The 26,339-nt window shown below is 62.0% G+C and carries 22 protein-coding genes and 1 pseudogene; 14 read left to right on the top strand and 9 right to left on the bottom strand.

The window, feature by feature from the left end:
* Positions 1 to 105 precede the first annotated feature (105 nt).
* Both ACF8RA_RS13805 and ACF8RA_RS13810 read right to left on the bottom strand, forming a co-directional pair.
* Positions 106 to 1,398, bottom strand: a complete 1,293-nt coding sequence (locus ACF8RA_RS13805; protein WP_392487787.1) for an NAD(P)/FAD-dependent oxidoreductase — start codon at positions 1,396 to 1,398, stop codon at positions 106 to 108.
* Between the two features lie 78 nt (positions 1,399 to 1,476).
* Positions 1,477 to 2,454 (bottom strand): RHS repeat-associated core domain-containing protein, encoded by a 978-nt coding sequence (locus ACF8RA_RS13810; protein ID WP_392461496.1) that lies wholly within the window; start codon positions 2,452 to 2,454, stop codon positions 1,477 to 1,479.
* Positions 2,455 to 2,584: 130 nt separating this feature from the next.
* On the opposite strand from ACF8RA_RS13810, the gene ACF8RA_RS13815 reads away from it, so the two are divergent.
* On the top strand, positions 2,585 to 2,938 hold the full coding sequence (locus tag ACF8RA_RS13815; RefSeq protein WP_176682868.1) for a YkgJ family cysteine cluster protein: 354 nt from the start codon (positions 2,585 to 2,587) through the stop codon (positions 2,936 to 2,938).
* 2 nt (positions 2,939 to 2,940) lie between these two features.
* Here the strand turns inward: ACF8RA_RS13815 and ACF8RA_RS13820 are convergent, their stop codons facing one another.
* Entirely contained in the window at positions 2,941 to 3,429 is a 489-nt protein-coding gene (locus ACF8RA_RS13820) for an Lrp/AsnC ligand binding domain-containing protein (RefSeq protein WP_003253520.1), read from the bottom strand.
* A 156-nt stretch (positions 3,430 to 3,585) separates the two neighbouring features.
* On the opposite strand from ACF8RA_RS13820, the gene dadA reads away from it, so the two are divergent.
* The 6 genes from dadA to ACF8RA_RS13850 all read left to right on the top strand — a co-directional run bounded on the left by dadA (position 3,586) and on the right by ACF8RA_RS13850 (position 10,415).
* A complete protein-coding gene (gene dadA / locus ACF8RA_RS13825) occupies positions 3,586 to 4,890 on the top strand; it encodes a D-amino acid dehydrogenase (RefSeq protein ID WP_392461498.1) in 1,305 nt (434 codons plus the stop codon).
* Between the two features lie 142 nt (positions 4,891 to 5,032).
* Positions 5,033 to 6,106: an alanine racemase gene (gene alr, locus ACF8RA_RS13830; protein ID WP_392487785.1), complete on the top strand. Its 1,074-nt coding sequence runs from the start codon at positions 5,033 to 5,035 to the stop codon at positions 6,104 to 6,106.
* A gap of 107 nt (positions 6,107 to 6,213) precedes the next feature.
* Positions 6,214 to 6,762 carry a cupin domain-containing protein gene (locus ACF8RA_RS13835; protein ID WP_021785230.1) on the top strand — a complete coding sequence of 183 codons (549 nt, stop codon included), beginning with the start codon at positions 6,214 to 6,216 and terminating at the stop codon, positions 6,760 to 6,762.
* A gap of 154 nt (positions 6,763 to 6,916) precedes the next feature.
* Positions 6,917 to 7,321, top strand: coding sequence for a cytochrome c5 family protein (locus ACF8RA_RS13840; RefSeq protein WP_176683050.1), 405 nt, complete (start codon positions 6,917 to 6,919; stop codon positions 7,319 to 7,321).
* Positions 7,322 to 7,635: 314 nt separating this feature from the next.
* Complete coding sequence (locus ACF8RA_RS13845; protein WP_392461500.1) at positions 7,636 to 8,478, top strand: RHS repeat-associated core domain-containing protein; 843 nt, start codon at positions 7,636 to 7,638, stop codon at positions 8,476 to 8,478.
* Between the two features lie 77 nt (positions 8,479 to 8,555).
* Positions 8,556 to 10,415 carry an acetyl-CoA hydrolase/transferase C-terminal domain-containing protein gene (locus ACF8RA_RS13850; protein WP_392487784.1) on the top strand — a complete coding sequence of 620 codons (1,860 nt, stop codon included), beginning with the start codon at positions 8,556 to 8,558 and terminating at the stop codon, positions 10,413 to 10,415.
* Positions 10,416 to 10,524: 109 nt separating this feature from the next.
* Here ACF8RA_RS13850 and ACF8RA_RS13855 read toward each other — a convergent pair whose 3' ends face one another.
* On the bottom strand, positions 10,525 to 11,097 hold the full coding sequence (locus ACF8RA_RS13855; RefSeq protein ID WP_003253535.1) for a xanthine phosphoribosyltransferase: 573 nt from the start codon (positions 11,095 to 11,097) through the stop codon (positions 10,525 to 10,527).
* 111 nt (positions 11,098 to 11,208) lie between these two features.
* Entirely contained in the window at positions 11,209 to 13,218 is a 2,010-nt protein-coding gene (rep, locus tag ACF8RA_RS13860; protein ID WP_021785228.1) for a DNA helicase Rep, read from the bottom strand.
* Between the two features lie 294 nt (positions 13,219 to 13,512).
* Here rep and ACF8RA_RS13865 point away from each other — a divergent pair, with 294 nt between their 5' ends.
* Positions 13,513 to 15,180 (top strand): bifunctional diguanylate cyclase/phosphodiesterase, encoded by a 1,668-nt coding sequence (locus tag ACF8RA_RS13865; RefSeq protein ID WP_176682863.1) that lies wholly within the window; start codon positions 13,513 to 13,515, stop codon positions 15,178 to 15,180.
* A gap of 248 nt (positions 15,181 to 15,428) precedes the next feature.
* Here ACF8RA_RS13865 and ACF8RA_RS13870 read toward each other — a convergent pair whose 3' ends face one another.
* A complete protein-coding gene (locus tag ACF8RA_RS13870) occupies positions 15,429 to 16,817 on the bottom strand; it encodes a NorM family multidrug efflux MATE transporter (RefSeq protein ID WP_176682862.1) in 1,389 nt (462 codons plus the stop codon).
* Positions 16,818 to 16,973: 156 nt separating this feature from the next.
* Between ACF8RA_RS13870 and ACF8RA_RS13875 the strand changes: the two genes are divergently transcribed.
* Positions 16,974 to 17,900, top strand: a complete 927-nt coding sequence (locus ACF8RA_RS13875; RefSeq protein WP_176682861.1) for a LysR substrate-binding domain-containing protein — start codon at positions 16,974 to 16,976, stop codon at positions 17,898 to 17,900.
* A 99-nt stretch (positions 17,901 to 17,999) separates the two neighbouring features.
* On the opposite strand, the gene ACF8RA_RS13880 is transcribed toward ACF8RA_RS13875, so the two are convergent.
* Positions 18,000 to 19,394: a VOC family protein gene (locus tag ACF8RA_RS13880; protein WP_209969175.1), complete on the bottom strand. Its 1,395-nt coding sequence runs from the start codon at positions 19,392 to 19,394 to the stop codon at positions 18,000 to 18,002.
* Between the two features lie 175 nt (positions 19,395 to 19,569).
* Positions 19,570 to 20,460: a LysR family transcriptional regulator gene (locus ACF8RA_RS13885; RefSeq protein WP_209969177.1), complete on the bottom strand. Its 891-nt coding sequence runs from the start codon at positions 20,458 to 20,460 to the stop codon at positions 19,570 to 19,572.
* A gap of 135 nt (positions 20,461 to 20,595) precedes the next feature.
* Here ACF8RA_RS13885 and ACF8RA_RS13890 point away from each other — a divergent pair, with 135 nt between their 5' ends.
* The gene (locus ACF8RA_RS13890; protein ID WP_003253547.1) at positions 20,596 to 22,086 is read left to right on the top strand and encodes an aldehyde dehydrogenase family protein; all 1,491 of its coding nucleotides are present in this window, start codon (positions 20,596 to 20,598) and stop codon (positions 22,084 to 22,086) included.
* 157 nt (positions 22,087 to 22,243) lie between these two features.
* Positions 22,244 to 23,530, top strand: coding sequence for an NAD(P)/FAD-dependent oxidoreductase (locus ACF8RA_RS13895; RefSeq protein WP_392487783.1), 1,287 nt, complete (start codon positions 22,244 to 22,246; stop codon positions 23,528 to 23,530).
* A 298-nt stretch (positions 23,531 to 23,828) separates the two neighbouring features.
* On the opposite strand, the pseudogene ACF8RA_RS13900 reads toward ACF8RA_RS13895, so the two are convergent.
* Positions 23,829 to 24,030, bottom strand: a pseudogene (locus tag ACF8RA_RS13900) (mechanosensitive ion channel protein MscS); the annotation flags it as partial.
* A 148-nt stretch (positions 24,031 to 24,178) separates the two neighbouring features.
* On the opposite strand from ACF8RA_RS13900, the gene ycaC reads away from it, so the two are divergent.
* The 3 genes from ycaC to ACF8RA_RS13915 all read left to right on the top strand — a co-directional run bounded on the left by ycaC (position 24,179) and on the right by ACF8RA_RS13915 (position 26,093).
* Positions 24,179 to 24,808 carry an isochorismate family cysteine hydrolase YcaC gene (gene ycaC, locus ACF8RA_RS13905; RefSeq protein ID WP_392487782.1) on the top strand — a complete coding sequence of 210 codons (630 nt, stop codon included), beginning with the start codon at positions 24,179 to 24,181 and terminating at the stop codon, positions 24,806 to 24,808.
* Between the two features lie 117 nt (positions 24,809 to 24,925).
* The gene (locus ACF8RA_RS13910; RefSeq protein WP_176682857.1) at positions 24,926 to 25,234 is read left to right on the top strand and encodes a hypothetical protein; all 309 of its coding nucleotides are present in this window, start codon (positions 24,926 to 24,928) and stop codon (positions 25,232 to 25,234) included.
* 40 nt (positions 25,235 to 25,274) lie between these two features.
* Positions 25,275 to 26,093 carry an alpha/beta fold hydrolase gene (locus ACF8RA_RS13915; RefSeq protein WP_392487781.1) on the top strand — a complete coding sequence of 273 codons (819 nt, stop codon included), beginning with the start codon at positions 25,275 to 25,277 and terminating at the stop codon, positions 26,091 to 26,093.
* The last annotated feature ends 246 nt before the right edge of the window (positions 26,094 to 26,339 follow it).

Genomic DNA, 26,339 nt, shown 5'->3' on the forward strand with positions numbered 1-26,339 from the left:
ATGGCACGGGCTTCGCCCGTGTTCGCGGGCACGCCCGCTCCCACAGGGGGCTAGTCAGCTTTTAGATTTTAAGCAAGACAGTTGCTGCCACAAGGATGGGGACTTTCAGGCCAGCTCTTTCAGGCGATGCCACAGCATCCCCAGCGCCAGCAGTGGCGAGCGCAGGTGCTTGCCGCCAGGGAAGGTGATGTGCGGCACCTTGTTGAAAAGGTCGAAGCGCCCGCTTTCCTGGCCACTGATGGCTTCACCCAGCAGGCGCGCGGCCAAGTGGGTGGCGTTGAGCCCATGGCCCGAGTAGGCCTGGGCGTAATACACGTTCGGCTGGCTGGCCAGGCGGCCAACCTGCGGCAGGCGATTGGCACCAATGCCGATCATGCCGCCCCACTGGTAGTCGATGCGCACGTTGGCAAGCTGCGGGAACACCTTGAGCATCTTCGGCTGCATGTAGGCGGCGATGTCCTTCGGGTCGCGGCCTGAATAGTGGCAGGCACCGCCAAACAGCAGGCGGTGGTCGGCGGACAGGCGGTAGTAGTCCAGCGCCACGCGCTGGTCACACACCGCCATATTCTGCGGCAGCAAGGCGCGTGCGCGTTCTTCGCCCAGCGGCTCGGTGGCGATGATGTAGCTGCCGGCCGGCAGCACCTTGCCGCCCAGTTCGCGGTTGAGGTCGTTGTGGTAGGCGTTGCAGCACAGTACCAAGGTCTTTGCGCGTACCAGGCCTTGGGCTGTATGCACCTGCACTTCAGTGCCGTAGTCGATGCGGGTGACTTCGGATTGCTCGAACAACTTCACGCCCAGGCGGGCGGCTGCGGCGGCTTCACCCAATGCCAGATTGAGCGGATGCAGATGCCCGGAGCCCATGTCGACCAGCCCCCCCACATAGCAGTCGGCACCGACCACGCTGTGGATATCGTCCTTGCCGACCAGCCGCAACTCATGTGCATAGCCCAGGCTGCGCAGCTCCTCGGCGTCTTCGGCGAAGCCCAGCAGCTCGGCGGGTTTGTTGGCCAGGTCGCAGTAGCCCCAGGCCAGGTCACAGGCGATGGCATGCTTTTCTACCCGCTCGCGCACGATCTGTACGGCCTCCAGGCCCATCAGCTTCAGGGTGCGCACGCCTTCCTCGCCGATGACCGGGAGGAACTGCTCCAGACCATGACCGACTCCACGGATCAGTTGACCGCCATTGCGCCCACTGGCACCCCAGCCAAGTTTGCGCGCTTCCAGCAGGATGACCGAGAAACCACGCTCGGCCAGCTCGATGGCGGTGTTCAGGCCCGAGTAGCCGCCGCCGATGATGCACACGTCGGCGTTGTGTTCGCCTTGCAGGAAGGCGTGGTCGGGGTGTGGCGCGCTGCTGGCGGCGTAATAGGAGGCGGCGTGCTGCGCGCTGTGGATCATTGGGTAGGTCCTGAGTTGTTATCGGCCAAAAATGGAGGATAAGCTCGGGATCAAGAAGGGGGCAACCAAACGGCCCATTCAGGGGCGTCTGGCTCTCTCAACCGGCAAGGCAAAGGCCTGCGTTGGCTCAGGCGCATCCATAGTGCCGGCACCACGAATGTCGTATAGCTGATGAGCGGTACGGATTGCGGCAAGTATTCCGCTGTCGGTTTGTGTGGGCAGATTGTTGCGACTCATGCGTATCAGCGTGTTTGATGCACTGAGGCGGATAGTCGCTGAAAGCGCTGGGTCATTGGCTTGCGACTTCGCCTGAGTAATCTCGGCGAGTGAGTTGACCATTATCAGTTTGCCTTCACGCAGTTCCAGAACCGACTCCCTTGGCTGCGGTGTACTGCTGTATGGCCGTGATCGATTGCTGCTGTTGATGGGCGGCGCATCTTGATCGTACAGGGGGGGAGCTTCCCCCCAGCCAAAGTAGGAAGGAGGAGCTTGTTCATTGTTTGCGGCCCCAAGCGGTTGAGCTGGCACGCCGGGAGGGGTTGGTGAGTAGGGAGGCGGAGTAGCCGGGGCCCGGTGATGGCGGCGCAGGACTTTTGAACTGATCCAGTTCCCGAACTCTCCAGCGCACCCCGACGGGTCGGTGTAGTTGATGGGGTCGTTCAAACAATAGGCATAAGCATTGGTCCCACCTTTGAAGAACGGGCTCTGTGAGTCACCGCTAAGGAAGCGCATCAACACAGGGCTATAGCTGCGGCGACCGGCGCCGAGCGGATAGCATCCACTGGCAAGATCCAAACGTTCCCCGGTGAAGCCAATGTTTGTTGAGCAGTTAGCGAAAATATGGCCAAAAGGAGTAAAGGTTAATGGTCGACCCGCACCATCCGAGTTTCCCATCAAAGGTGTTTTCCGATGATCAATAGCTTGCAGATTGGTGACTGTGGGCTTAATTTCGGCGAGGGAGAAATCTGATGCCCGGAAGATGCGTTGTGTTTCCCGAGTGCTTTTCAGCACGATAAGCTTCAGTCCGCTGTAAAAGAACAGAATGTGGTTCTTCATCAGCTGGGGCTCGCTTAGCTGAAGGGGGATGTCTCGTCAGTTTGTAGAATGAGTAGGCTTTCCCACAACTGCCAAAATTATCAGGTCCACTGCTTCCATCCAGCACAAGCGTTACGCAAATATTACAGCCATGTCCTGCAACCGCCACAAGATCCACTTCCTGCGCGAACTCATCCCTTCATTCGAGTGCGAGCCCGGCTGCCATGACTGCTGCGGCCCGGTCACCACCTCAGCGGAGGAAATGGCCCGCCTGCCGCGCAAGTCCCAGGCGGAGCAGGACGCTGCTCTGGAGCGCCTGGACTGCGTGCACCTGGGCCCCAACGGCTGCACGGTGTATGAAGAGCGGCCGATGATCTGCCGGCTGTTCGGTACCACCCCGCGTATGGCCTGCCCGCGTGGTCGTGGCCCTGACCCGATGATCGACCCCGCCGCTGAACAGTTGGTCCACCAGTTCATTGCCACCACCCGCCAGGTGCTGGTCTAGCCTCAGTCCGGGATCGGCAGGCAGAGGCTCTCCTTCACCTCTTCCATCACGATGTAGCTCTTCGATTCGCGCACGTGCGGCAGTTTCAGCAGGATGTCCCCGAGCAGCTTGCGGTACGAGGCCATTTCCGAAATACGCGCTTTCACCAGGTAGTCGAAGTCGCCCGACACCAGGTGGCATTCCAGCACGTGGGGCAGCTTCAAGACCGCTCGGCGGAACTCCTCGAAGGTGTCGCCCGACTTGTAGTCCAGGCTGATTTCCACGAACACCAGCAGGCTGCCCTTGAGGTGCTGCGGGTTCAGGCGTGCGTTGTAGCCCATGATGATGCCCTCGCGCTCCAGGCGGCGAACCCGCTCGGTGCAAGGGGTGGTGGACAGCCCAACTTTCTCGCCCAGTTCGGTGAAGGAAATACGCCCGTCATTCTGCAGGATACGCAGGATGTTGCGGTCGATCTTGTCCAGTTCACGCTTGGTCTGGTGCTGGGTTCTCATAGGGGATGCCCCTCCGTGAAAGGCGTTTTTGCCGAGAATTCTCGCCAATAATAGGCTTTTATATAGTGAATTGCACTGGTCTCAAATTCCTATACTGCGCTCATTCATGCCATTTCAATAAAAGTGTGCGGCGCGCCGCGTGTGAGGGATAAAACGATGCGAGTTCTGGTACTTGGTAGCGGTGTAATCGGAACCGCCAGTGCCTACTACCTGGCCCGGCAAGGTTTCGAAGTCACGGTGGTCGACCGCCAGCCGGCGGTGGCCATGGAAACCAGCTTTGCCAACGCCGGCCAGATCTCGCCTGGTTATGCCTCGCCCTGGGCTGCCCCAGGTGTGCCGCTGAAGGCCATCAAGTGGCTGCTGGAGCGGCACGCACCCCTGGCCATCAAGCTCACGGGCGACGTTGACCAGTACCTGTGGATGGCACAGATGCTGCGCAACTGTACCGCCAGCCGTTACGCGGTGAACAAGGAACGCATGGTGCGCCTGTCCGAGTACAGCCGTGACTGCCTCGACGAACTGCGCGCTGAAACCGGCATCAACTACGAAAACCGCAGCCTGGGCACCACCCAGCTGTTCCGCACCCAGGCCCAGGTCGATGCTGCGGCCAAGGACATTGCCGTGCTTGAACAGTCCGGCGTGCCCTACGAGCTGCTCGACCGCGACGGCATTGCCCGCGTCGAACCTGCCCTGGCTGGCGTGAAAGACATCCTGGCCGGCGCCCTGCGCCTGCCGAACGACCAGACTGGCGACTGCCAGCTGTTCACCAGCAAGCTTGCCGACATGGCGTTGAAGCTGGGCGTGGAGTTCCGCTTCGGCCAGGACATCCAGCGCCTGGACGTTGCGGGTGACCGCATCAATGGCGTGTGGATCGACGGCAAGCTGGAGACGGCAGACCGCTACGTGCTGGCACTGGGCAGCTACTCGCCACAGATGCTCAAGCCGCTGGGCATCAAGGCCCCGGTATACCCGCTGAAAGGTTATTCGCTGACCGTGCCGATCACCAACAGCGACATGGCCCCGACTTCGACCATTCTCGACGAGACCTACAAGGTTGCCATCACCCGTTTCGACAACCGCATCCGCGTTGGGGGCATGGCTGAGATCGCTGGTTTTGACCTGTCGCTGAACCCGCGTCGGCGCGAAACGCTGGAGATGATCGTCAACGACCTTTATCCTCGCGGCGGTGACCTGAGCCAGGCCAGCTTCTGGACCGGCTTGCGCCCGGCGACCCCGGACGGCACGCCTATCGTGGGTGCCACGGCGTTCCGCAACCTGTTCCTGAACACCGGTCACGGTACCTTGGGCTGGACCATGGCGTGCGGTTCCGGTCGCTTGCTGGCCGACCTGATTGCGCGCAAGAAGCCGCAGATCAGTGCCGAAGGCCTGGATATCTCTCGTTATGGCAATAGCGGGGAAGTGGCCAAGCACAGGCAAAGCGCGCCGGCTCACCAGCAGTAATAGCCTGTGCCGGCCCATTCGCGGGCTTGCCCGCTCCCACAGGAGCACCACAGCTTTTCAACGCTGTGCGCTATCTGTGGGAGGGGCAGGCCCGCGAAGAATCCACCACCGATTTCAACCCGAACACCATAAGGCAGCCGCCATGCGTCCCGCCCGCGCCCTGATCGACCTCCAGGCCCTGCGCCACAACTACCGTCTGGCCCGTGAACTGACGGGTGCCAAAGCCCTCGCCGTGATCAAGGCCGACGCCTATGGCCACGGCGCCGTGCGCTGCGCCCTGGCCCTGGAGGCCGAAGCCGACGGCTTTGCCGTGGCCTGCATCGAAGAGGCGCTGGAACTGCGCGCTGCCGGTATCAAAGCCCCGGTGCTGCTGCTGGAAGGTTTTTTCGAAGCCAGCGAACTGGTGCTGATCGCCGAGCACGACCTGTGGTGCGTGGTGCACTCGCTGTGGCAACTGGAAGCCATCGAGAAAACACCGCTGCACAAGCCGCTCACCGCCTGGCTGAAGCTGGACAGTGGCATGCACCGCGTTGGCCTGCACCCCAAGGACTACCACGACGCCTACCAGCGACTGCTGGCCAGTGGCAAGGTTTCGCGCATCGTGTTGATGAGCCACTTCGCTCGCGCCGATGAACTGGACGCTGACGCCACCTCCCAGCAGATCGCCGTGTTCGAAGCTGCCCGACAGGGCCTGGCCGCCGAATGCAGCCTGCGTAACTCGCCCGGCGTGCTGGGTTGGCCGCAAGCGCCCAGCGACTGGGTGCGCCCAGGCCTGATGCTGTACGGTGCCACGCCGTTCGGAGTGGCGCAGGCCGAGGCCGCACGCCTGCAACCGGTGATGACCCTGCAATCGCGGGTGATCAGCGTGCGCGAACTGCCTGCCGGCGAGCCGGTGGGCTATGGTGCCAAGTTCGTCAGCCCTCGGCCGACCCGCGTGGGTGTGGTTGCCATGGGCTATGCCGATGGCTACCCGCGCCAGGCGCCCAACGGCACTCCGGTGCTGGTCGCCGGCAAGCGCACCCAACTGATCGGCCGGGTGTCGATGGACATGCTCAGCATCGACCTCACCGACGTACCAGAAGCCGCTGTCGGCAGCCCGGTAGAACTATGGGGCAAACAGGTGCTGGCCAGTGAGGTGGCCGCGCATGCGGGCACTATTCCCTACCAGATCTTCTGCAACCTGAAGCGAGTACCACGGGACTACATCGGCGAATGACACGCTGAAGCGGACAGGTTGGGGGCGGTGTGTTGTAAATACTGAACGGCATTGCCATGATATCGTTCACAACCACCCCTTTCCCACTGTTTCAGGAGGCTCCAGCTTTGGACGTCGGCGAACGACTGCAAGCCATCCGCAAGCTCAAGGGCCTGTCCCAGCGCGAACTCGCCAAGCGTGCAGGCGTGACCAACAGCACCATCTCGATGATCGAGAAGAACAGCGTAAGCCCCTCTATCAGCTCGCTGCGCAAAGTGCTGAGCGGCATTCCCATGTCCATGGTCGAATTCTTTTCGGTCGAGCTGGAGCCCGAAAGCCCCACTCAGATCGTCTACAAGGCCCACGAGCTGATTGATATCTCGGACGGTGCGGTAACCATGAAGCTGGTTGGCAAGTCGCACCCCAACCGTGCCATCGCTTTTCTGACCGAGGTGTACCCGCCAGGCGCCGACACCGGTGCCGAAATGCTGACCCACGACGGCGAGGAGACCGGTATCCTGCTTGAAGGCCGCCTGGAACTGGTGGTCGGCAACGAGATTTTCGTTCTCGAAGAGGGCGACAGCTACTACTTCGAAAGCACCCGCCCGCACCGCTTTCGCAACCCATTCGACCAGCCGGCGCGGTTGATCAGTGCGGCGACGCCTTCAAACTTTTGATCCAGCGCAGTGCATTGATTCGGCAATACCCCTTTCCTGTGTGGGGTCGTTTCACGGCTTCTGGGTTCCCGCTATACTTTTCAACGCTCGCCGATCCGTGGCCGCGAGCGTGATTAGCCACCATGAGGGTGTTCGCGTGAATCAAATCAAGAAGATGCTGGCCGTACCAGCAGCCGTATTCGCCCTCTGGGCAATGAGCGCAACCGCTGCGACCGATGACGACATCGCCAAACGCCTGGAGCCGGTTGGCCAGGTCTGCGTCCAGGGTCAGGAATGCAAAGGCATGGAAGTGGCCGCTGCAGCAGGTGGCGGGGGAGCCAAGACGCCGGATGAAATCATCGCCAAGCACTGCAATGCCTGCCATGGCAGCGGCTTGCTCGGCGCGCCTAAAATTGGTGACACCGCCGCGTGGAAAGAACGCGCCGACCATCAGGGCGGCCTGGACGGCATCCTGGCCAAGGCCATTACCGGCATCAACGCCATGCCGCCGAAGGGGACCTGTGCAGACTGCTCGGATGAAGACCTGAAAGAAGCGATCAAGAAAATGTCCGGGCTGTGATTTACAGCTGAATTGCATGAGGCCCGCCGTTGATGGCGGGCTTTGTTTTTGTGGTGCCTGTGCTGGCCCTTTCGCGGGCACACTCGCTCCCACAAGCCCCCCTCAGAACCTGAGGATTATGGTTAACCTTTGGGAGCGGGCGTGCCCGCGAAAGGTCCAGTACAGGCAACCAACCCGCTAGAGCCATGTCCATGGATGTCTCCAGAAGCCCCGATCGGGCTGAGCCTGATTCCATGAGAACTAGCATTTTTACCAGTTCTATTTTTCAGGGTTCTGAAGAACACTGACGCTTCTGATTGCAGTGGTGGCTAACAATGGATCTGGGCGATAACTGTCCCGAGCAACATGCAGCCGGTCGAACACAGCCGCAAAAGCTGATCCCCGGCAGCGCCCCTCGGCATCTGGCCTATTCGCCTTATGGCTATCTCTCGATTTTCCAGGCCGTGCTCGGCTTTAATGGTGGCCGACAGGACCCTGTTACCGGCTGTTATCTACTGGGTAACGGTCGTCGAGCATTTAACCCATCATTGATGCGCTTTATTAGCCCGGACAGCATGAGCCCGTTCGCAGCGGGTGGTCTGAACTCTTATGTCTACTGCCTAGGAGACCCGGTTAACCGGGAAGACCCGAGCGGTTATTTCTCTTTAATCAAACCTATCTCGCGATTGTTCAGGTATTTTTTTCCAAAGAAAAAGCCTACGACGTCTGGTAAGTTGCACCGGGCGATTGTTGTTGAAACCGAAGTAATTACCAAGACCTACAGTGATATACCTTCCGATACCAAGATCAAGGTGGTCAAATCGCCGAAAAGTGTGCCGAATGGCTATGTATTGAGGATGGTGCATGGTACTCAGGAAGAGCATGTTCAATCATTGTTGAGCGGGCTCGATCCTGGCTATAAAAAGAATGGATCCTACGGCGCGTACGTTTATGGCACAACGAATATTGATGCGGCCAGCAACTACACAGGCCAGGACGGATCTATAGTAGGGTTTTACGTGCATGAGTCTGAGTCCTGGGTTCGCGGTAAGGACTATTGGTATGTTCATAAAAATGCGATAGCGATCGATAAGAGCGCGTATCACAAGGTTCATGTGAACGAAGAAGTGGTATTTCCATTTTTAATTAGTAAGACGCTTAAAGTAAGATGGGGTTGACCGGAGTATGCCCTAGGCAACCAACCCGCTTGAGCTCATGTCCAACCCCTGAACCCACGGATGTTTCAGGAGGCCCCATGCACCTCTGCTCCATCGACCAGGCTGTCGAGCAGGTCTTGTCCCGGCTGCCAGCCCATATCCATATGGGCCTGCCTTTGGGCCTGGGGAAACCCAACGCCTTCGTCAACGCACTTTACGCCCGCGTACGCGAGCTGCCCGAACGGCGCCTGACCATCTACACCGCACTTTCCCTCGGCCGCCCGCCACTGGGCGATGGCCTGCAGCGGCGCTTTCTCGAACCCTTCGTCGAGCGAGTGTTCGCTGACTACGAAGAGCTCAGTTACCTCGCAGACCTGCGCAACGACACGTTGCCACCCAATATTCGGGTCGAACAGTTCTTCATGCAGCCCGGTAGCCTGCTGCACAGCGAATCGGCCCAGCAGGACTACGTCAGCAGCAACTACAGCCATGCCGCACGGGATATCAACGCCAAAGGCCTGAACCTGATCGCCCAGTTGGTGGCCGCCACCCCCGAAAAGCCCGTGCACTTGAGCCTGGCCTGCAACCCAGACATCACCCTCGACCTGCTGCCGATGATCGCCAAGCGCCGCGCGGCTGGCGAAACCATCCTTATGCTGGGGCAGGTGCATGCCGAGCTGCCCTACATGCCAGGCGATGCCGAGCTGCCCATCGATTCCTTCGACCTGCTGCTCGACGAAGCCGAGCAACGCCGGTTGTTTTCCACGCCAAATATGCCGGTCGGCATCCAGGACCACTGCATCGGTCTGCACGCCAGCAGCCTGGTACGCGATGGCGGTACGCTGCAGATCGGCATTGGTGCCATGGGCGATGCGGTTGCCGCGGCATTGCTGGCGCGTCAGGGCGACAACGCCGGTTACCGTGCGGTGCTCAAGGCGCTGGATGTCGGACCGTGGCAGGCATTGATCGAGCGAGAAGGGGGTCTGGGCACCTTTGCCCACGGCTTGTACGGCTGCAGCGAGATGTTCGTCAACGGCCTGCTGGTGCTGGCTGAAGCAGGGCTGCTACGACGCCCGGCGGACGAGCAGGGCACAATACTGCATGGCGGCTTTTTCCTCGGCCCGCAGGCGTTCTACCAGCGCTTGCGCGAGATGCCGCTGGAGCAGCGCGCGCAGTTTGCCATGACCCGTATCAGCTTCATCAACGAGCTCTATGGGCAGGAGGAAATCAAGCGCCGACAACGTCGTGATGCGCGCTTCATCAACACCGCGTTCGGCATGACCCTGCTCGGCGCCGGGGTGGCCGACCAGCTTGAAGACGGCCGCGTGCTCAGTGGCGTGGGCGGGCAGTACAACTTCGTTGCACAGGGCCATGCGCTGGAGGGCGGGCGTTCGATCCTGCTATTGCGCAGCTGGCGCGAGGCAGGCGGGGAGGTGACCTCAAACCTGTTCTGGACCTATGGCCACTGCACCATCCCCCGGCACCTGCGCGATATCGTGGTGACCGAGTACGGCATTGCGGACTTGCGTGGGCAGACTGACAGCGAGGTGATAGCGCGGTTGTTGGCGGTGAGCGATTCGCGGTTCCAGCCGGGCCTGATCAAGCAGGCCAAAGAAGCTGGCAAGCTTGCCGACGACTTTCAGCTGGAGGCGCGCTTTACCGACAATACCCCGCAACGCCTGGAGGCGATCAGGGCACAGCATGCGCGGCTGTTCCCGGAGTATCCGATGGGCACCGACTTTACGGCCGAGGAGCGGGATCTGTTGCGGGCGCTGAACTGGTTGAAGAGCAAGTTCAAGCTGAGCGAGGTGCTGGAGCTGGGCAAGGCAGCGTTGGATGCACCGGGCCCGGAGGGGTATGAAAGCCACCTGGAGCGGATGCAGTTGGGGCAGCCGCAGGGGCTTAAAGAAGAACTTTACCAGCGCTTGTTGTTGGCGGGGCTGGCGGCAACCAGATAAAAGGGTTGCGGCCATTCGCGGGCACGCCCGCTCCCACAGGTACGGCACAGCGTTCGAGACCTGTGCTGTCCCTGTGGGAGCGGGCGTGCCCGCGAAGCAGGTGTCGCGTTTATTCGATGAAGCTGACTACACCACCTTCCAGCGACTTCACCCGGGCCAGCGATTCAACGCGGTAGCCCTGGCTGTCCAGTTCGGCACGGCCGCCCTGGAACGACTTCTCGATCACGATGCCCAGGCCCGCCACGGTGGCACCTGCCTGCTTGATGATCGAGATCAGCGCCTGCGAGGCCTTGCCGTTGGCCAGGAAGTCGTCGATCACCAGCACACGGTCGCTGCTGTTGAGGTGACGCGGCGAGATGGCCACGGTGTTCTCGGTCTGCTTGGTGAAGGAATACACCGAGGCGGTCAGCAGGTTTTCGGTCAGGGTCAGCGACTGGTGCTTGCGAGCGAAGATGACCGGCACACCCAGTTTCAGACCGGTCATCACCGCCGGGGCAATGCCTGAGGCTTCGATGGTGACGATCTTGGTCACACCGGCGTCGGCGAACAGGCGAGCGAACTCGTCACCGATCAGCTGCATCAGCGCCGGATCGATCTGGTGGTTGAGAAACGCGTCGACTTTGAGAACCTGATCGGAAAGCACGATGCCTTCTTCGCGAATCTTCTGATGCAGTGCTTCCACTGTGATTTCCTCGATGTAGATAGTGGTCTGTATGGCCGATCTGTGAGCTCAAATCGGCCATACAAACCACCGTGGCCGCTAACAGCGGCAAAGTTAAAGAGTAATGGTTGATCAGCGTTTGAGCATTGCCCGGATATCGGCCAGGGCGTTGTTGCCGCGTGCGGCCTTCACCTCGACCGGCGCATCGTCCAGGCCCTCCCAGGCCAGGTCGTCCGGAGGCAGTTCGTCGAGGAACCGGCTGGGCGTGCAGTCGATGATTTCACCGTACTGCTTGCGCTTGGCGGCGAAGGTGAAGGCCAGGGTCTGGCGCGCGCGGGTGATGCCCACGTAGGCCAGGCGGCGTTCCTCTTCGATGGTGTCGGCCTCGATGCTGGAGCGGTGCGGGAGGATTTCCTCTTCCATGCCCATGATGAACACGTACGGGAACTCCAGGCCCTTGGAGGCATGCAGGGTCATCATCTGCACACCTTCGGCGTTCTCTTCTTCTTCCTGCTGGCGCTCGAGCATGTCGCGCAGCACCAGCTTGCCGATGGCGTCTTCGATGGTCATGTCACCCTCTTCGTCCTTCTCGAGGGTGTTTTTCAGCGCTTCCACCAGGAACCAGACGTTGCTGATGCGGAACTCTGCGGCCTTGTCGCTGGCGGTCTGCTGGCGGATCCAGTTCTCGTAGTCGATGTCGCGGATCATCTCGTGCAGCGCGGCAATCGGGTCTTCCAGGGCGACCTTGTGGCGCACCCCATCCAGCCAATGCTTGAAGCGCTGCAAACGCTCGGTGTAGCGCGCGTCCAGGTGCTCGCCCAGGCCCAGTTCCTCGCTGGCGGCGTACATCGATATACCGCGCTCGGTGGCGTAGTTGCCGAGCTTTTCCAGGGTGGTGGAGCCGATTTCCCGGCGCGGTACGTTGATCACACGCAGGTAGGCGTTGTCGTCGTCCGGGTTCACCAGCAAGCGCAGGTAGGCCATCAGGTCCTTGACCTCCTGGCGGCCGAAGAAACTGTTGCCACCCGACAGGCGATACGGCACCTGGTGGTGCTGCAGCTTCAGTTCGATCAGCTTGGCCTGGTAGTTGCCGCGGTAGAGGATGGCGAAGTCGCTGTACGGGCGGTTGGTGCGCAGGTGCAAGGTGAGGATTTCCATGGCCACGCGTTCGGCCTCGGCTTCCTCGTTCTTGCAACGGATCACGCGGATCTCGTCGCCCACGCCCATTTCGCTCCATAGCTGTTTCTCGAACGCATGCGGGTTGTTGGCGATCAACACGTTGGCACAGCGCAGGATGCGGCTGGTGGAGCGGTAGTTCTGCTCGAGCATGACGATCTTCAGGGAGGGGTAGTCCTCCTTGAGCAGCATCAGGTTCTCAGGGCGTGCACCACGCCAGGCGTAGATCGACTGGTCGTCGTCGCCTACCACGGTGAACTGGTTGCGCATGCCGATCAGCATCTTCACCAGCAGGTACTGGCTGGCGTTGGTGTCCTGATATTCGTCTACCAGCAGGTAGCGCACACGGTTTTGCCAGCGTTCCAGCACCTCGGGGTGCTCCTGGAACAGTTTGACTGGCAGCAGGATCAGGTCATCGAAGTCCACTGCGTTGAACGCCTTGAGCGTACGCTGATAGTGGGTGTAGACGATGGCTGCGGTCTGCTCGCGTGGGTTGCGCGCTTTTTCCAGGGCCTCTGGTGGCAGGATAAGGTCGTTTTTCCAGGCACCGATCATGTTCTTGATCTCGTCGATGCCGTCGTCGCCGGAGTATTCCTTCTGCATGATGTCCGACAGCAACGCTTTGATGTCGGACTCGTCGAAGATCGAGAACCCCGGCTTGTAACCCAGGCGCTCGTGTTCCTTGCGGATGATGTTCAGGCCCAGGTTGTGGAACGTACACACGGTCAGGCCACGGCCTTCTCCCGGGCGCAGCAAGGTGGCAACCCGCTCCTTCATCTCGCGCGCGGCCTTGTTGGTAAAGGTCATCGCCACGATGTACTGGGCGCGGATGCCGCAGTTCTGGATGAGGTGGGCAATCTTGCGCGTGATCACGCTGGTCTTGCCCGAACCTGCACCGGCGAGCACCAAAAGAGGGCCGCCGACATAGTCACGGGCTTCCTGCTGCCGGGGATTGAGTCGGGACATGCTAGAAACCGGGGGTCGCCAGAAAATAGCCGCGCATTCTAACAGGCATGGGGCCGTTGTGGCGCGACCGTCTGACGTCTGAGTCAGACTTTTGTCCGTCTCATTATTAGTGCTACTAATGCTAGTGGCTGAAAAAATCATATTTGCCGGTTTGTGCCGTTTCGCGCAGGATGCACGACAAAATACGTCGGGATGCTACGCCCGAGAAACATGTATAAAATTGAAAATCATTTTCATTGAATGCAGTGGCATATCCGCCAGTCTCGTTGCACCGTGAAGCCCTAAGGAGCCCGCTTGTCCACGCCTGTCGAACCTTTGCGTTTGCTGCTGTTGGCCGATGAGCCGGAATGGGCCGCCTTGTTGCACGCCTGCATGCCTGCACTGGGTGGCAGCGCCGTGCTACTGACTGCGCCAAACTGGGAGGCGGTCGACAGCCTGTTCAGTCATGATCGCCAGGCCGTCGTACTGGCAACGCCAGGCTTGCAGCCCGCCGCCGGGCGTTGCGAGCTGCCGACCATCCTGCTGCTTGACCACGAGCCTGAGGCGGCGCCCAGCGCTGTCAGCGACTGGCTGGTACGCGACCAGCTCAACGCCGATACCCTGCGCCGCTCACTGCGCCATGTGCGAGAGCGCGGTGTGCTGGTCGCCACCTTGCAGCGCCTGGCCGAGCAGGACCCGCTGACCGGCATCGCCAACCGCCAGGGCTTCCAGGCTTTGCTCAATGCGCGCCTGGCCGAAAACGACGGCCGTGGTGTTGCGCTTGGCCACCTGGACCTGGACAACTTCCGCCACGTCAACGATGCCCTCGGCCACCAGTGCGGTGACCGGTTGATCCTGCAGGTCGTGGCACGGCTGAAGCATCAGTTGGAAGCGGGCGACCAGTTGGCACGACTGGGCAGCGACGAGTTTGCCCTGCTGATCGACACCCGCCGCGATGCCAACCGCGCCGAATGGATGGCCGACCGCATCGTCGAGGCCTTGGCCGAACCTTATTGGATCGACGGCGAAAGCCTGTTGTTGGGCTGCAGCCTGGGCCTGGCCCATGCTCGCGCACAGAGCGGCGCCGATCCGCTGATGTGGCACGCGCACATCGCCATGCGTCAGGCCAAGGGCAGCCAAGGCTGCACCTTCCATGTGTTCAACGAACGCATCAACCGCAACGCCCGCAGCCTTGCCGACCTGGAAAGCGAATTGCGCCGCGCCCTGCGCCGCGACGAGCTGGAGCTGCACTATCAGCCCCGCCTTAACCTGGCCGACGGGCGCATTGTCGGGCTGGAGGCGCTGGTGCGCTGGCGCCATGCCGAGCGCGGGCTGCTGCCGCCCAGCGAGTTCGTGCCACTGGCCGAGCAGAGCGGCCTGATCGTGCCCTTGGGCTATTGGGTTATTTCCCGTGCCTTGAGTGACATGCAGGCACTGTGCGAGCGCGGCCTGGAACCGCTGCACATGGCGGTCAATTTGAGTTTCCGCCAGTTCCAGGACAGCCAGCTACTGGCCACCTTGAGTCGCCTGATCCTCGAGCACGGTGTGGATGCCCGCTGGCTTGAGTTCGAGCTGACCGAGACGGCGGTGATGCGCCGCAACGAGGTGGTGCGCCAGACCATGGACGCGCTGGGTCGCCTGGGCGTGCGCTTCTCGCTCGATGATTTTGGCACCGGGTTTTCTTCGTTCGTGCACCTCAACAGCCTGCCGATCACCTTGCTCAAGGTGGATCGCAGCTTTGTTGCGGAAATGGAAATGCGTGAAGAAAACCGCAAGCTGGTGCACGCCATGATCAACCTGGCGCACAACCTCAACCTCGAGGTGGTGGCCGAGGGGGTGGAGAGTGAAGAGCAGCTGGCGTTGTTGCGTGGGTTTGGCTGCGACCAGGTGCAGGGTTTCCTGGTCAGCAAGCCGCTGCCGATAGAGGAATTGATGGCGTATTTGCTGCAGGCGCCTGGCCGCCAGTTGGAGGCTGTCCTTTAGGGCCTCTTCGCGGGCACGCCCGCTCCCACAGGGACCGCGCAATTTTGAGCCTGCGCAATCCTGTAGGAGCGGGTTTACCCGCGAATGGGCCGGGCCTGCTGGCCAATCTCCACCAGGCGTTCACCGTTGCCGCCACCATCGTATTCGCGGGTAAACCCGCTCCTACACACTGATCTGCGGTGGACACACACCGGGGGTTGGGCACAGGCCGTTGTAGGAGCGGGTTTACCCGCGAAGAGGCCCGCAAGTCAGGCCGAAGCCGTCGCCTTTCCGGAAGCCCAACCCTTACCCAGCAACCGCTTCATCCGCCATTCAAAGCCAAAGGTCAGCGCCACCGCCGCACATGCCAGCCCCAGCGCCAGCCCCCACCAGATCCCTACTGCACCACCGCCCAGGGTAAAGGTGAACAACCAGGCGCTCGGCGCCCCCACCAGCCAGTAGCACACCAGCCCGATCAGGAAGGTGGTCTTGGCATCTTTCAGCCCTCGGATAGAGCCCATGGCAATCGTCTGCATGCCGTCGAACAGTTCGAACCACGCCGCTACCATCAACAACTGCACGGCCACCTGGAAGATCGCGGCAAAGGCCGGGTCATTGCGGTCGATAAACAGCCCTACCAGCGCTTCGGGCAGCAGCAGGAACAGGGCGGCGAAGGCAAACATGATCATTGCCCCGAAGCCGATGCCCACCCGCCCGGCGCTGCGTGCTGCCAGCAGGTTACCGGCGCCGTAGTAAAGGCCTACGCGCATGGTCACCGCATAGGACAAGCCTGTCGGCACCATGAATGCCGTGGACACGATCTGCAGGGCAATCTGGTGCGCCGCCAGTTCGGTGCTGCCCAGCACGCCCATGCACAGCGCTGCGAAGGCGAACAGGCCCACTTCCACCATGTACGTGCCGCCAATCGGCAGGCCCAGCCGCCACAGTTCGCGCAAGGCCGCCAGTGATGGGCGTGACAGGCCCTTGCGCAGCGGGTAGGCGGCGTAGGCCGGGTGCCAGCGAATGTACAGCGCCAGGGCGATGGCCATGCCCATCGACACCACTGCAGTGACCAGGCCGATGCCCATCAGCCCCAGCTTGGGCAGGCCGAACATGCCCTCGATCAGCGCCACGTTGAACAGGTAGTTGAGCACCGTGCCTACCAGGCTGATGACCATCACCGGGGTCGAGCGGCCCAGCGCGCTGGTGAAGCCGCGCAAGGCCATGAAGGTCAGGTAGCCGGGCAGGGCCAGCGGTAGCAGGGTAAGGAATTGCGCAGCCGAGGCCACGTTCTCGGGCTTTTGCCCGAACAGCAGCAGCACCGGTTCAAGGTTCCACAGCACCAGCGCGGCGAACAGTGCAAGGCCCCAGGCCAGCCACAGACCGTTCTGCGCCAGGCGGGTAGCGCCCTCGATGTCGTTGGCACCCTTGCGAATGGCCACCAGCGTGCCGACTGCGGCGATCACGCCCAGGCAGAAGATCGATACGAACGAATAGCTGGCTGCCCCCAGACCACCACCCGCCAGAGCCTGAGGGCTGATGCGGGCCATCATCAGGGTGTCGGTCAGCACCATTAGCATGTGCGCCAACTGCGAGGCAATCAGCGGCCCGGCCAGGCGCAGCAAAGCCTTGAGTTCTGTGGTGGGCGCGACGTGCATGGGGCGGTCCTTCATTCTGGAGTGATCAACGAACGGCGATTCTGAGGCTTCGGTCAACTTTGCACAAAAGGATAAAAGCGATAGTTGGCATGAGTTGAACTCATGTATATAGGTTTCTCGGTGATTTGCCTCACACGCCTATATTGCAGGTGCCTCATGCCACGCCAGCTACCACCGCTGTATGCACTGCGCGCATTCGAAGCTGCCGCGCGGCTAAGCTCCTTCACCCGTGCGGGCGAAGAGCTTTCTATTACCCAAAGCGCCATCAGCCGGCATATCCGTACGTTGGAAGAGCATTTTGCCTGCCGCCTCTTCGTGCGCAGTGGCCGCAGCCTGCAACTTACCGAAGCGGGGCGGGTACTGCTACCGGGCGTGCGCGAGGGCTTTGCGGCGTTTGAGCGGGCCTGCGAAACCTTGAGTGGTGAAGACGACATACTGCGCATGAAAGCCCCCTCGACCCTGACCATGCGCTGGTTGCTGGCGTGCCTCAGTCGCTTTCGCCACCTGCAACCGGGCAATGAGGTGCAGCTGACCAGTGCCTGGATGGATGTCGACCATGTGGACTTCCACCAGGAGCCGTTCGATTGCGCGGTGTTGCTCAGCGACGGGGTATTCCCGCCGGAGTGGGAGGTGCGCAAGCTGTTCCCTGAGTTGTTGATCCCGGTCGGCGCGCCGGACCTGCTCGACGAGGAACCCTGGAATGTGTGCAGGCTGGCCTCTGTCGAACTGCTGCACCCCACGGTGGATAAGCGTGACTGGCGGGAGTGGCTGGAGCGTATGGGGCTTGGCGACAAGGTATCGCTCAAGGGCGGCCAGGTGTTCGACACCCTGGAGCTGGGCATGATTGCCGCAGCGCGTGGCTACGGGATATCCATGGGCGACTTGCTGATGGTGGCCGAAGATGTGGCGCAGAAGCGCTTGAGCCTGCCATGGCCGACGGCGGTGCCCAGCGGCATGGATTACTACCTGGTGTGGCCGCGTACCCGCCCGGGTGGCGAGCGTTTGCGGCGGTTGAGTGCGTTTCTGGAAGACGAGGTGGCGGCGATGGATTTGCCGGATGTGGAAATCTTGCCGCGTCTTTGATCACCTGCACCGGCCTCTTCGCGGGCTCGCCCGCTCCCACAGGTCATATGCCCTGTTACCTGTGGGAGCGGGCAAGCCCGCGAAGAGGCTGGTACAGATTTACATCGAGCCCAGATTCAACGCCTGTGCACAGGCCTGCAGCGACCGGCGCTCGCTTTGCGCATACAGCGCCAGCTCATCCTGTACCTGCAACCCCAGCGCCGCTTCGAACGCTTCGCGGTTGGCGTTGCTGCCGTATTCGGCCTGCGCATCGTCGCCCAGGTTGGACTGGAAGATCCCCGCTGCGCTCACTGGCAGGAAGTCCTCGTACACCAGCGCCTCGAAGTGCACGTGGCCCGCGTCGATCAAGCCTTGCAGGGTAGTCGGGCGGCCTTCCTGGTCGCGTGCGGCCAGGCCTTTCTCGGTGGCGAAGTAGCGGAAATATGCAAGGCCTTGTTCGCGCATCTGCGCCAGGTCATCCGGGAATTCGGCAAAGTTTGCCTTCAGCAGCGCCATGTAACGCTCGGCATTGGCTTCGGCTGGAGCGCCACCCAGCGCAGCGCGGGTAGCGTCGAGCAACTTGTCGTAGAGCTGGCGACCTTTCGGCGTCAACGCTGCACCGCGTTGCTCGATTTCGCCAAAGCGTGCGGTGTGGCTGCCTTTGCTGCCTTGCTGGTCGCTGAAGGCGACCGTTTCCTGCAGAGCCTTGAAGCTGGTCTGGCGCAGCAGGATTGGGTGGCGGCGGGTGGGCGGGCCTTCAACCACGGCCTTCGGCGGGATACCCTTGGCCGGCATGCCGCGCTGGATTGCATCGATATCCAGGGTACGTGGGGTCAGGTGGTTGATGTGCGGGCCCTTGAAGGCCACCACATCGGCGATCAGGCGGTGTTGGTCGTGCAACTGCTGGTATTGCTCGGCAGTGACGGTAGCGTCCTGGTGCCAGCGGAAGGTGTGCAGCGCTTCCTGCACGAACGTCTCTGCATCCGCGGCGTCAAGGCCACCCTCGCGCTCACACTGGGCGATCAGTTCGAGGGCGCGGGCGGTGAAGATCTGGCGCTTGGCCAGGATGCCCTGTGCCAGCTCGCGCAACTGCGGGTTGTCGATCAGCTCCAGGCGCAGCAGCGAGGTGAACACCCGGAACGGGCTGACATGCAGCGATTGCTCGTGCACCGCGCGGAAGGCAGTGGAATGCACCGGTACGCCAGCGGAGCTGAGGTCATAGTAGCCGACCGGCTGCATGCCCATGACGGCGAACAGGCGGGCGATGGTGGCCAGTTCTTCGGCGGTGCCGACGCGGATGGCGCCGTGGCGTTCCTGGTCAAGGCGCTCGATTTCGCCGGTCCAGCGCAGGGCCTCGGCCACTTCGGGTTGCCGGGCCATCACCTGCTGGTTGATTTCGCTCACCAGCTCCAGCAGCGTGCCGTACAGCGGCACTTCCTGTTTGTACATGAGCGACATGGCGGCAGAGAACTGCGCGCGGATGCTGTCTGGGCTGACGAAATCGTGGGCTGGCATCGCTAGCTTCCTGGTTGGGTTCGGACGCTTACATGAAAGCTGGGAATGCACTTTGCTCACAAGCGAAAAAAAGTGAGTGTGTCATTCCTTTTTTGATCGACCTCGACGGCACTTTCACGGCTAAAGCCGCGCTTACGCGGTCCCCGTAGGAGCGGCTTTAGCCGCGAAGAGGCCCTCAAGCCTGTAGCTGTTCGTGGATCCACTCCACCAGCGCCCGCACCTTGGGCACCTCCGCCGCATGCTCGGCATACGCCAGGTAATGCGCCCCGGCGCTGCGCATCGCATGATTCCACGGCACCACCAGGCTACCTTCCGCCAGTTCCTTCGCCGCCAGATAGCGTGGCACCAGCGCCACCCCGCAGCCGGCCTGCGCCGCGCTCAACGCCATATAGAACGTATCGAAGCGCGGCCCGTGGTAGGCGCTGACGCTTTGCAGGCCCTGCTCCAGGAACCACTCATGCCAGGCCTCCGGGCGCGAGGTGCTTTGCAGCAGCACCAGCTCGGCCAGCTCCTCGGCACCGGCCAGCTTGCGCCCGGCCAGCAGCTCTGGCGCACACACCGGCACCACCTCTTCGCGGAACAACTCCACGCAAGTGGCCCCCGGCCAGGTGCCCTGGCCATAGAAGAACACCACGTCAGCCGAGCCTTGCAGCAGGGCGAACGGCTCCATTTCGTTGCGAATGTCCAGGTGGATATTACTGTGCCGTTTGCCAAACCCCTTGAGGTGCGGGATCAACCAGCGCACGCCAAAACTCGGTTGAGTGGCTACCTTCAATATCTCGGTCTGCTCGCCGTAGGTGAGTACGTAGCGGCTGGACATGTCCACCTGGGTGAGGATTTTGTTGACCTCGGCCAGGTACAGGCTGCCGGCCGGGGTCAGCTGCAAGCGCCGGCGAATGCGCAGGAACAGGTGGTGGCGCAGCATGTCTTCCAGCTGTGCCACCTGCTTGCTGACCGCGCTCTGGGTCAGGTGCAGTTCTTCAGCGGCACGGGTAAAACTCAGATGGCGGGCTGCAGCTTCAAAGCACTGCAGGGCGGTCATGGAGGGTACCAGGCGTTTTGACATAGCGGTCTCTGCGGCTCAAATCATTACCTGACGGAATGATATGCGGAATAAAGGTCGTTTGTTGTACCTATGTGATCGGATTAATACTGATCCACATCATTTTTCCACCCCATCACCGATGTAGGAGATGCACAAATGGTTGCTGGATTGCTCGAGCGCCTTGGCGTTGCCGCCGAGGCTTACACCCAGGGCGACTACCCTGTTCACACGCCGATCGACGGCAGCCAGATCGCCTCGGTGAAACTGCTCGGCAAGGCCGAGACCATCGCCCGCATCGATCAGGCCCAAAGCGCCTTCGAAGCCTGGCGCAGTGTGCCGGCTCCGCGCCGTGGCGAACTGGTGCGCCTGTTCGGCGAAGTGCTGCGTGAGCACAAGGCCGACCTCGGCGAGCTGGTCTCGATCGAAGCCGGCAAGATCACCCAGGAAGGCCTGGGCGAAGTGCAGGAAATGATCGACATCTGCGACTTCGCCGTAGGCCTGTCGCGCCAGCTGTACGGCCTGACCATCGCTTCCGAGCGCCCTGGCCACCACATGCGTGAAACCTGGCACCCGCTGGGCGTGGTCGGCGTCATCAGCGCCTTCAACTTCCCGGTTGCCGTGTGGGCCTGGAACACCGCGCTGGCGCTGGTGGCCGGCAACTCGGTGGTATGGAAGCCGTCCGAGAAAACTCCGCTGACCGCCCTGGCCTGCCAGGCGCTGTTCGAAAAAGCCCTGAAAGCCTTCGGCGATGCTCCGGCTGGCTTGGCACAACTGGTTATCGGCGGCCGTGAAGCTGGCGAAGCCATGGTCGACGACCCGCGCGTACCGCTGGTCAGCGCCACCGGCAGCACCCGCATGGGTCGCGAAGTCGGCCCACGCGTGGCTGCCCGCTTCGGCCGCAGCATCCTGGAGCTGGGTGGCAACAACGCCATGATCCTGGCCCCGAGCGCCGACCTGGACCTGGCCGTGCGTGGCATCCTGTTCTCGGCTGTCGGCACTGCCGGCCAGCGTTGCACCACCCTGCGCCGCCTGATCGTGCACCGCTCGATCAAGGACGAAGTGGTTGCCCGCGTCAAAGCCGCCTACGGCAAAGTGCGCATCGGCGACCCACGTAAAGACAACCTGGTAGGCCCGCTGATCGACAAGCAGTCGTTCGACGCCATGCAAGGTGCACTGGCCAAGGCCCGCGACGAAGGTGGCCAGGTATTTGGTGGCGAGCGTCAGTTGGCCGACCAGTACCCGAACGCCTACTACGTTTCGCCAGCCATTGCTGAAATGCCGGCGCAGAGTGACGTGGTGCGCCACGAAACCTTCGCCCCGATCCTGTATGTGCTGGCCTATGACGACTTCGAAGAGGCCCTGCGCCTGAACAACGAAGTGCCACAAGGCCTGTCGTCCTGCATCTTCACCACCGACATCCGTGAGGCCGAGCGCTTCCAGAGCGCCTCGGGCAGCGACTGTGGTATCGCCAACGTCAACATCGGCACCAGCGGCGCCGAGATCGGCGGTGCGTTTGGTGGCGAGAAGGAAACGGGCGGTGGCCGTGAGTCGGGCTCGGATGCCTGGAAAGGCTACATGCGTCGCCAGACCAACACCGTGAACTACTCGCGTGAGCTGCCGCTGGCGCAGGGTATCGTGTTCGACTGATGTATTGATGCTGCATGGCCGGGGGCCTGGCCCCCGGTTCGCGGGTAGACCCGCTCCTACAGGGTTCGTCCAAGCGACACCGACCCCTGTAGGAGCGGGTTTACCCGCGAATGGGCCGCCTTGCGGCCCCAACAAGAACAAATTGCTGGAGCCGGCCATGTCCGAACTGCGTCAACAATGCTTGTGGGAACACGTCAGCAAACCGACCGTCGCCGCCCAGGCCCTGGCCGGTGAGCACAAGGCCGATGTCTGCGTGATCGGCGGCGGTATTACCGGCCTGTCGGCGGCCATCCACCTGCTCGAACAGGGCAAGTCGGTGATCGTGCTGGAGGCCTGGCAGATCGGCCACGGTGGCTCCGGGCGCAACGTCGGCCTGGTCAACGCCGGCACCTGGATCCGCCCCGACGACGTCGAGGCCACCCTTGGCCAGAAGCAGGGCAGCCGCCTGAACAAGGTGCTTGGCGAAGCCCCGGCTGAAGTGTTCGCCATGATCGAGCGCCTCGGCATCGATTGCCAGGCCCAGCACAAAGGCACGCTGCACATGGCGCACAACGCCACCGGCATCGCCGACCTCGAAGCGCGTCACGAACAATGGCGCCGCCGAGGTGCCGACGTCGAGCTGCTGACTGGCGCCCAGTGCCAGGAATACTGCGGTACCGACAAGATTTCCGCTGCGCTGCTTGATCGCCGCGCCGGCACTATCAACCCCATGGGCTACACCCAGGGCCTGGCGGCCGCCGTGGCGCGCCTGGGCGGCAGGATTTTCCAGCAGTCTTCGGTCGAAGGCCTGGAGCGTGAGGGGGATGGCTGGCGGGTGAAGACTGCGCGTGGCGCTGTGCGCGCCGAAAAGGTGGTGATTTCCACCGGCGCCTACACCGAAGGCGACTGGAGCAACCTGCAGAAGCAGTTTTTCCGTGGTTACTACTATCAGGTAGCCTCCAAACCGCTGCAGGGCGCTGCAGCCTACAAGGTGCTGCCACATGGCCAAGGTTCGTGGGACACCCGCACCGTACTCAGCAGCATCCGCCGCGACGACCAGGGCCGCCTGCTGCTCGGCAGCCTGGGCCGGGTAGACAACAAGCCAGCCTGGTTCGTGCGTAGCTGGGCTGACCGCATCCAGAGCCACTATTACCCGGAGCTGGGCAAGGTCGAGTGGGAAATGCACTGGACCGGCTGCATCGACTTCACCCCCGACCACCTGATGCGCCTGTTCGAGCCGGCGCCGGGGCTGGTGGCGGTAACCGGGTACAACGGGCGGGGTAACACAACCGGCACCGTGATCGGGCGTGCGTTTGCTGAGTTCCTGCTCAAGGGCGAGGCGGACAGCCTGCCCATTCCGTTCTCGCCGATGAGCGGCGTGAGCGCGCCTTCGCTGCGTACGGCGTTCTATGAGTCCGGGTTCTCGCTGTACCACGCGGGTCAGTGCCTGAGGGTTGTGTTGTAGCTGCTGGCCTCTTCGTGGGTGAACCCGCTCCTACGCGCGGAGCGGGGGGCACACATCGGTGGCCCGGCGCAGGCCATTGTGTAGAAGCGGGTTCACCCGCGAAAGGGCCGGACCTGCTGGCCAATTTCCAAAGGCCGATCACCGTTGCCGCCGCTACCGTCTTCGCGGGTAAACCCGCTCCTACAGGCGACTGCGCAGGTTGTTCAAATTTTGAGCAAGACAGTTGCGCCTGTTTACCGCCTGAGAGGTCTGTGGTGAACATGTGAGCGGGGTTACCCGCGAAGAAGCCAGCACAGGCTCACGTGTGCGACCAATCATGGAAGCCGCCCATCTTGATTGAAGCCGGCTTCTGCAGCGACAACGACTCCCGGCTCTGTCGCCGAACCGCTGCAACTTGCTCACGCCGTCGGCAGCTCTTCACGCTGCTGCAAACAACTCTTCATCTGCTCCTTGTCGATCCGTTACAGCACGCAGTGGGTCAGCGTGTGGAATTCGGCCAGTCAACCCATTACGTTCTTCATCGTTCCTAAAACAGAACGCTAAAGCCAAAAACCGCTATCTACCGCTCCAAAGGTGATGGTTTTAATCTTCTCCCATCAACGCGAAACACCCAGCTGACTGAACATCAAAACCTTAGGAGCAACGACCATGACCAACTTCAAATACAACCGCCTGAACAAAGACGACGCCGCTGTGCTGCTGGTCGATCACCAGGCTGGTCTGTTGTCGCTGGTGCGCGACATCGAGCCGGACGCGTTCAAGAACAACGTGCTGGCCCTGGCCGACCTGGCCAAGTTCTTCAACCTGCCGACCATTCTCACCACCAGCTTCGAGCAAGGCCCCAACGGCCCACTGGTACCGGAGCTGAAAGCCCTGTTCCCGGACGCTCCGTACATTGCCCGCCCTGGCCAGATCAACGCCTGGGACAACGAAGACTTCGTCAAGGCGGTGAAGGCTACCGGCAAGAAGCAGCTGATCATTGCCGGCGTGGTAACCGAAGTGTGCGTAGCCTTCCCGGCGCTGGCCGCCTTGGAAGAAGCGTTCGACGTGTTCGTGGTGACCGATGCCTCCGGCACCTTCAACGCCATGACCCGCGACGCTGCCCATGACCGCATGAGTCGTGCCGGTGCGCAACTGATGACATGGTTCGGCGTGGCCTGTGAGCTGCACCGCGACTGGCGCAACGACATCGAAGGCCTGGCCGCGCTGTGCTCCAACCACATCCCGGACTACCGCAACCTGATGACCAGCTACAACGCGTTCAACGCCGGCAAGTAAGCCGACCCGCCCCGGGCGCCGTGAGTCGGTGCCCGCGCAGGGCAGCACACCCATCCAATCCACCGCCCGTTCGCCGTTGCAGAGTGAATGCGGGCAAGCTCATCCCAAGGAACGCCGATGAACACCGCACTCCATGACAACCGCGAAGTGGTGACCGTATGCCTGCAACACAAGGTGCTTGATAGCTCGCCGGGCACCCCGGCGTTGCAACCGCCGCGTTGGAAGCAGGCACTGCTGACCTACCTGGTGATCTGCCCGATGACCATGGTCATCCCGCAACTGCTGGCGCCGCTGTTTGCACGCTTCCCGCAGTTGGGCGGCGTGATCACCGGCAACCTGATCGTCAACCTGTTCGTCATCCTGCCCGTGGTGTTCTACATCATGCCTTGGGTAACCCGCCGCTGCGCCAACTGGCTGCGCGGCTGAGCCGACGCCTTCACCTGGAAACTTTCAAGGAGATACCGCTATGAGCACGTTCGTTGCCCGCGATGGCACTTCGATCTACTTCAAGGACTGGGGCAGCGGCAAGCCTGTGCTGTTCAGCCACGGCTGGCCGCTGGACGCCGACATGTGGGATTCGCAGATGGAGTTCCTGGCCAGCCGCGGTTACCGCGCCATCGCCTTCGACCGCCGGGGTTTCGGGCGCTCGAGCCAGCCGTGGAGCGGTTACGACTACGACACCTTCGCCGATGACATTGCCCAGCTGATCGAACACCTCGACCTGCGCGACGTCACCCTGGTGGGCTTCTCGATGGGGGGCGGTGATGTCAGCCGCTACATCGCCCGCCACGGCAGCGAGCGGGTGGCCGGGCTGGTGTTGCTGGGCGCGGTGACGCCAGTGTTCGGCAAGCGTGACGATAATCCTGACGGTGTCGACCTGTCGGTGTTCGAGGGCATCCAGGCCGGCCTGCGTGCAGACCGCGCGCAGTTCATCGCCGATTTCGCCACGCCGTTCTACGGCCTGAACCATGGGCAGCAGGTGTCCCAGGGTGTGCAGACGCAGACCCTGAACATTGCGCTGATGGCGTCAATCAAAGGCACCCTGGACTGTGTGACGGCCTTCTCGGAGACCGATTTCCGTCCGGACATGGCCAAGGTCGATGTGCCGACGTTGGTGATCCATGGCGATGACGACCAGATCGTGCCGTTCGAGACCACCGGCAAGCAGGCGGCGGAGCTGATTCGCGGCGCCGAGCTGAAGGTGTATGCCGGGGCGCCGCACGGTTTTGCAGTCACTCATGCGCAGCAGCTGAATGAGGACTTGCTGGCGTTCCTTCAGCGGTAATTGTGGGAAACATTCGCGGGTAAACCCGCTCCTACAGACATAGGAGCGGGTTTACCCGCGAAGAGGCCGGCCCAGGCAGCAAAAAGCTTGACCAGGGCTAACCTTCTTCAACCCACCGCACATCCATTCAAGCCCAGGCCTTGCATCAACCGGCATGCTTCGCAGTCCCCCTGCCGGCCCCTAGTCGGAGAAGCCCATGTCCCAGGATCGCAACGACAAGACCCGTCGCCAGTTCCTCGCCACCAG

This window comes from Pseudomonas sp. FYR_5, assembly GCF_043106315.1.
GTDB classification, from domain to species: domain Bacteria; phylum Pseudomonadota; class Gammaproteobacteria; order Pseudomonadales; family Pseudomonadaceae; genus Aquipseudomonas; species Aquipseudomonas putida_Y.

Excerpts from the sequence above, each read along its gene's own strand:
- ycaC (WP_392487782.1), top strand. The coding sequence starts at position 24,179 with ATGACCAACTTCAAATACAACCGCCTGAACAAAGACGACGCCGCTGTG.
- ACF8RA_RS13910 (WP_176682857.1), top strand. The coding sequence starts at position 24,926 with ATGAACACCGCACTCCATGACAACCGCGAAGTGGTGACCGTATGCCTG.
- ACF8RA_RS13890 (WP_003253547.1), top strand. The coding sequence starts at position 20,596 with ATGGTTGCTGGATTGCTCGAGCGCCTTGGCGTTGCCGCCGAGGCTTAC.
- ACF8RA_RS13810 (WP_392461496.1), bottom strand. The coding sequence starts at position 2,454 with ATGAAGAACCACATTCTGTTCTTTTACAGCGGACTGAAGCTTATCGTG.
- ACF8RA_RS13820 (WP_003253520.1), bottom strand. The coding sequence starts at position 3,429 with ATGAGAACCCAGCACCAGACCAAGCGTGAACTGGACAAGATCGACCGC.
- dadA (WP_392461498.1), top strand. The coding sequence starts at position 3,586 with ATGCGAGTTCTGGTACTTGGTAGCGGTGTAATCGGAACCGCCAGTGCC.
- alr (WP_392487785.1), top strand. The coding sequence starts at position 5,033 with ATGCGTCCCGCCCGCGCCCTGATCGACCTCCAGGCCCTGCGCCACAAC.
- ACF8RA_RS13875 (WP_176682861.1), top strand. The coding sequence starts at position 16,974 with ATGCCACGCCAGCTACCACCGCTGTATGCACTGCGCGCATTCGAAGCT.
- ACF8RA_RS13870 (WP_176682862.1), bottom strand. The coding sequence starts at position 16,817 with ATGCACGTCGCGCCCACCACAGAACTCAAGGCTTTGCTGCGCCTGGCC.
- ACF8RA_RS13850 (WP_392487784.1), top strand. The coding sequence starts at position 8,556 with ATGCACCTCTGCTCCATCGACCAGGCTGTCGAGCAGGTCTTGTCCCGG.
- ACF8RA_RS13845 (WP_392461500.1), top strand. The coding sequence starts at position 7,636 with ATGGATCTGGGCGATAACTGTCCCGAGCAACATGCAGCCGGTCGAACA.
- ACF8RA_RS13815 (WP_176682868.1), top strand. The coding sequence starts at position 2,585 with ATGTCCTGCAACCGCCACAAGATCCACTTCCTGCGCGAACTCATCCCT.
- rep (WP_021785228.1), bottom strand. The coding sequence starts at position 13,218 with ATGTCCCGACTCAATCCCCGGCAGCAGGAAGCCCGTGACTATGTCGGC.
- ACF8RA_RS13840 (WP_176683050.1), top strand. The coding sequence starts at position 6,917 with ATGCTGGCCGTACCAGCAGCCGTATTCGCCCTCTGGGCAATGAGCGCA.
- ACF8RA_RS13805 (WP_392487787.1), bottom strand. The coding sequence starts at position 1,398 with ATGATCCACAGCGCGCAGCACGCCGCCTCCTATTACGCCGCCAGCAGC.
- ACF8RA_RS13880 (WP_209969175.1), bottom strand. The coding sequence starts at position 19,394 with ATGCCAGCCCACGATTTCGTCAGCCCAGACAGCATCCGCGCGCAGTTC.
- ACF8RA_RS13885 (WP_209969177.1), bottom strand. The coding sequence starts at position 20,460 with ATGTCAAAACGCCTGGTACCCTCCATGACCGCCCTGCAGTGCTTTGAA.
- ACF8RA_RS13895 (WP_392487783.1), top strand. The coding sequence starts at position 22,244 with ATGTCCGAACTGCGTCAACAATGCTTGTGGGAACACGTCAGCAAACCG.
- ACF8RA_RS13915 (WP_392487781.1), top strand. The coding sequence starts at position 25,275 with ATGAGCACGTTCGTTGCCCGCGATGGCACTTCGATCTACTTCAAGGAC.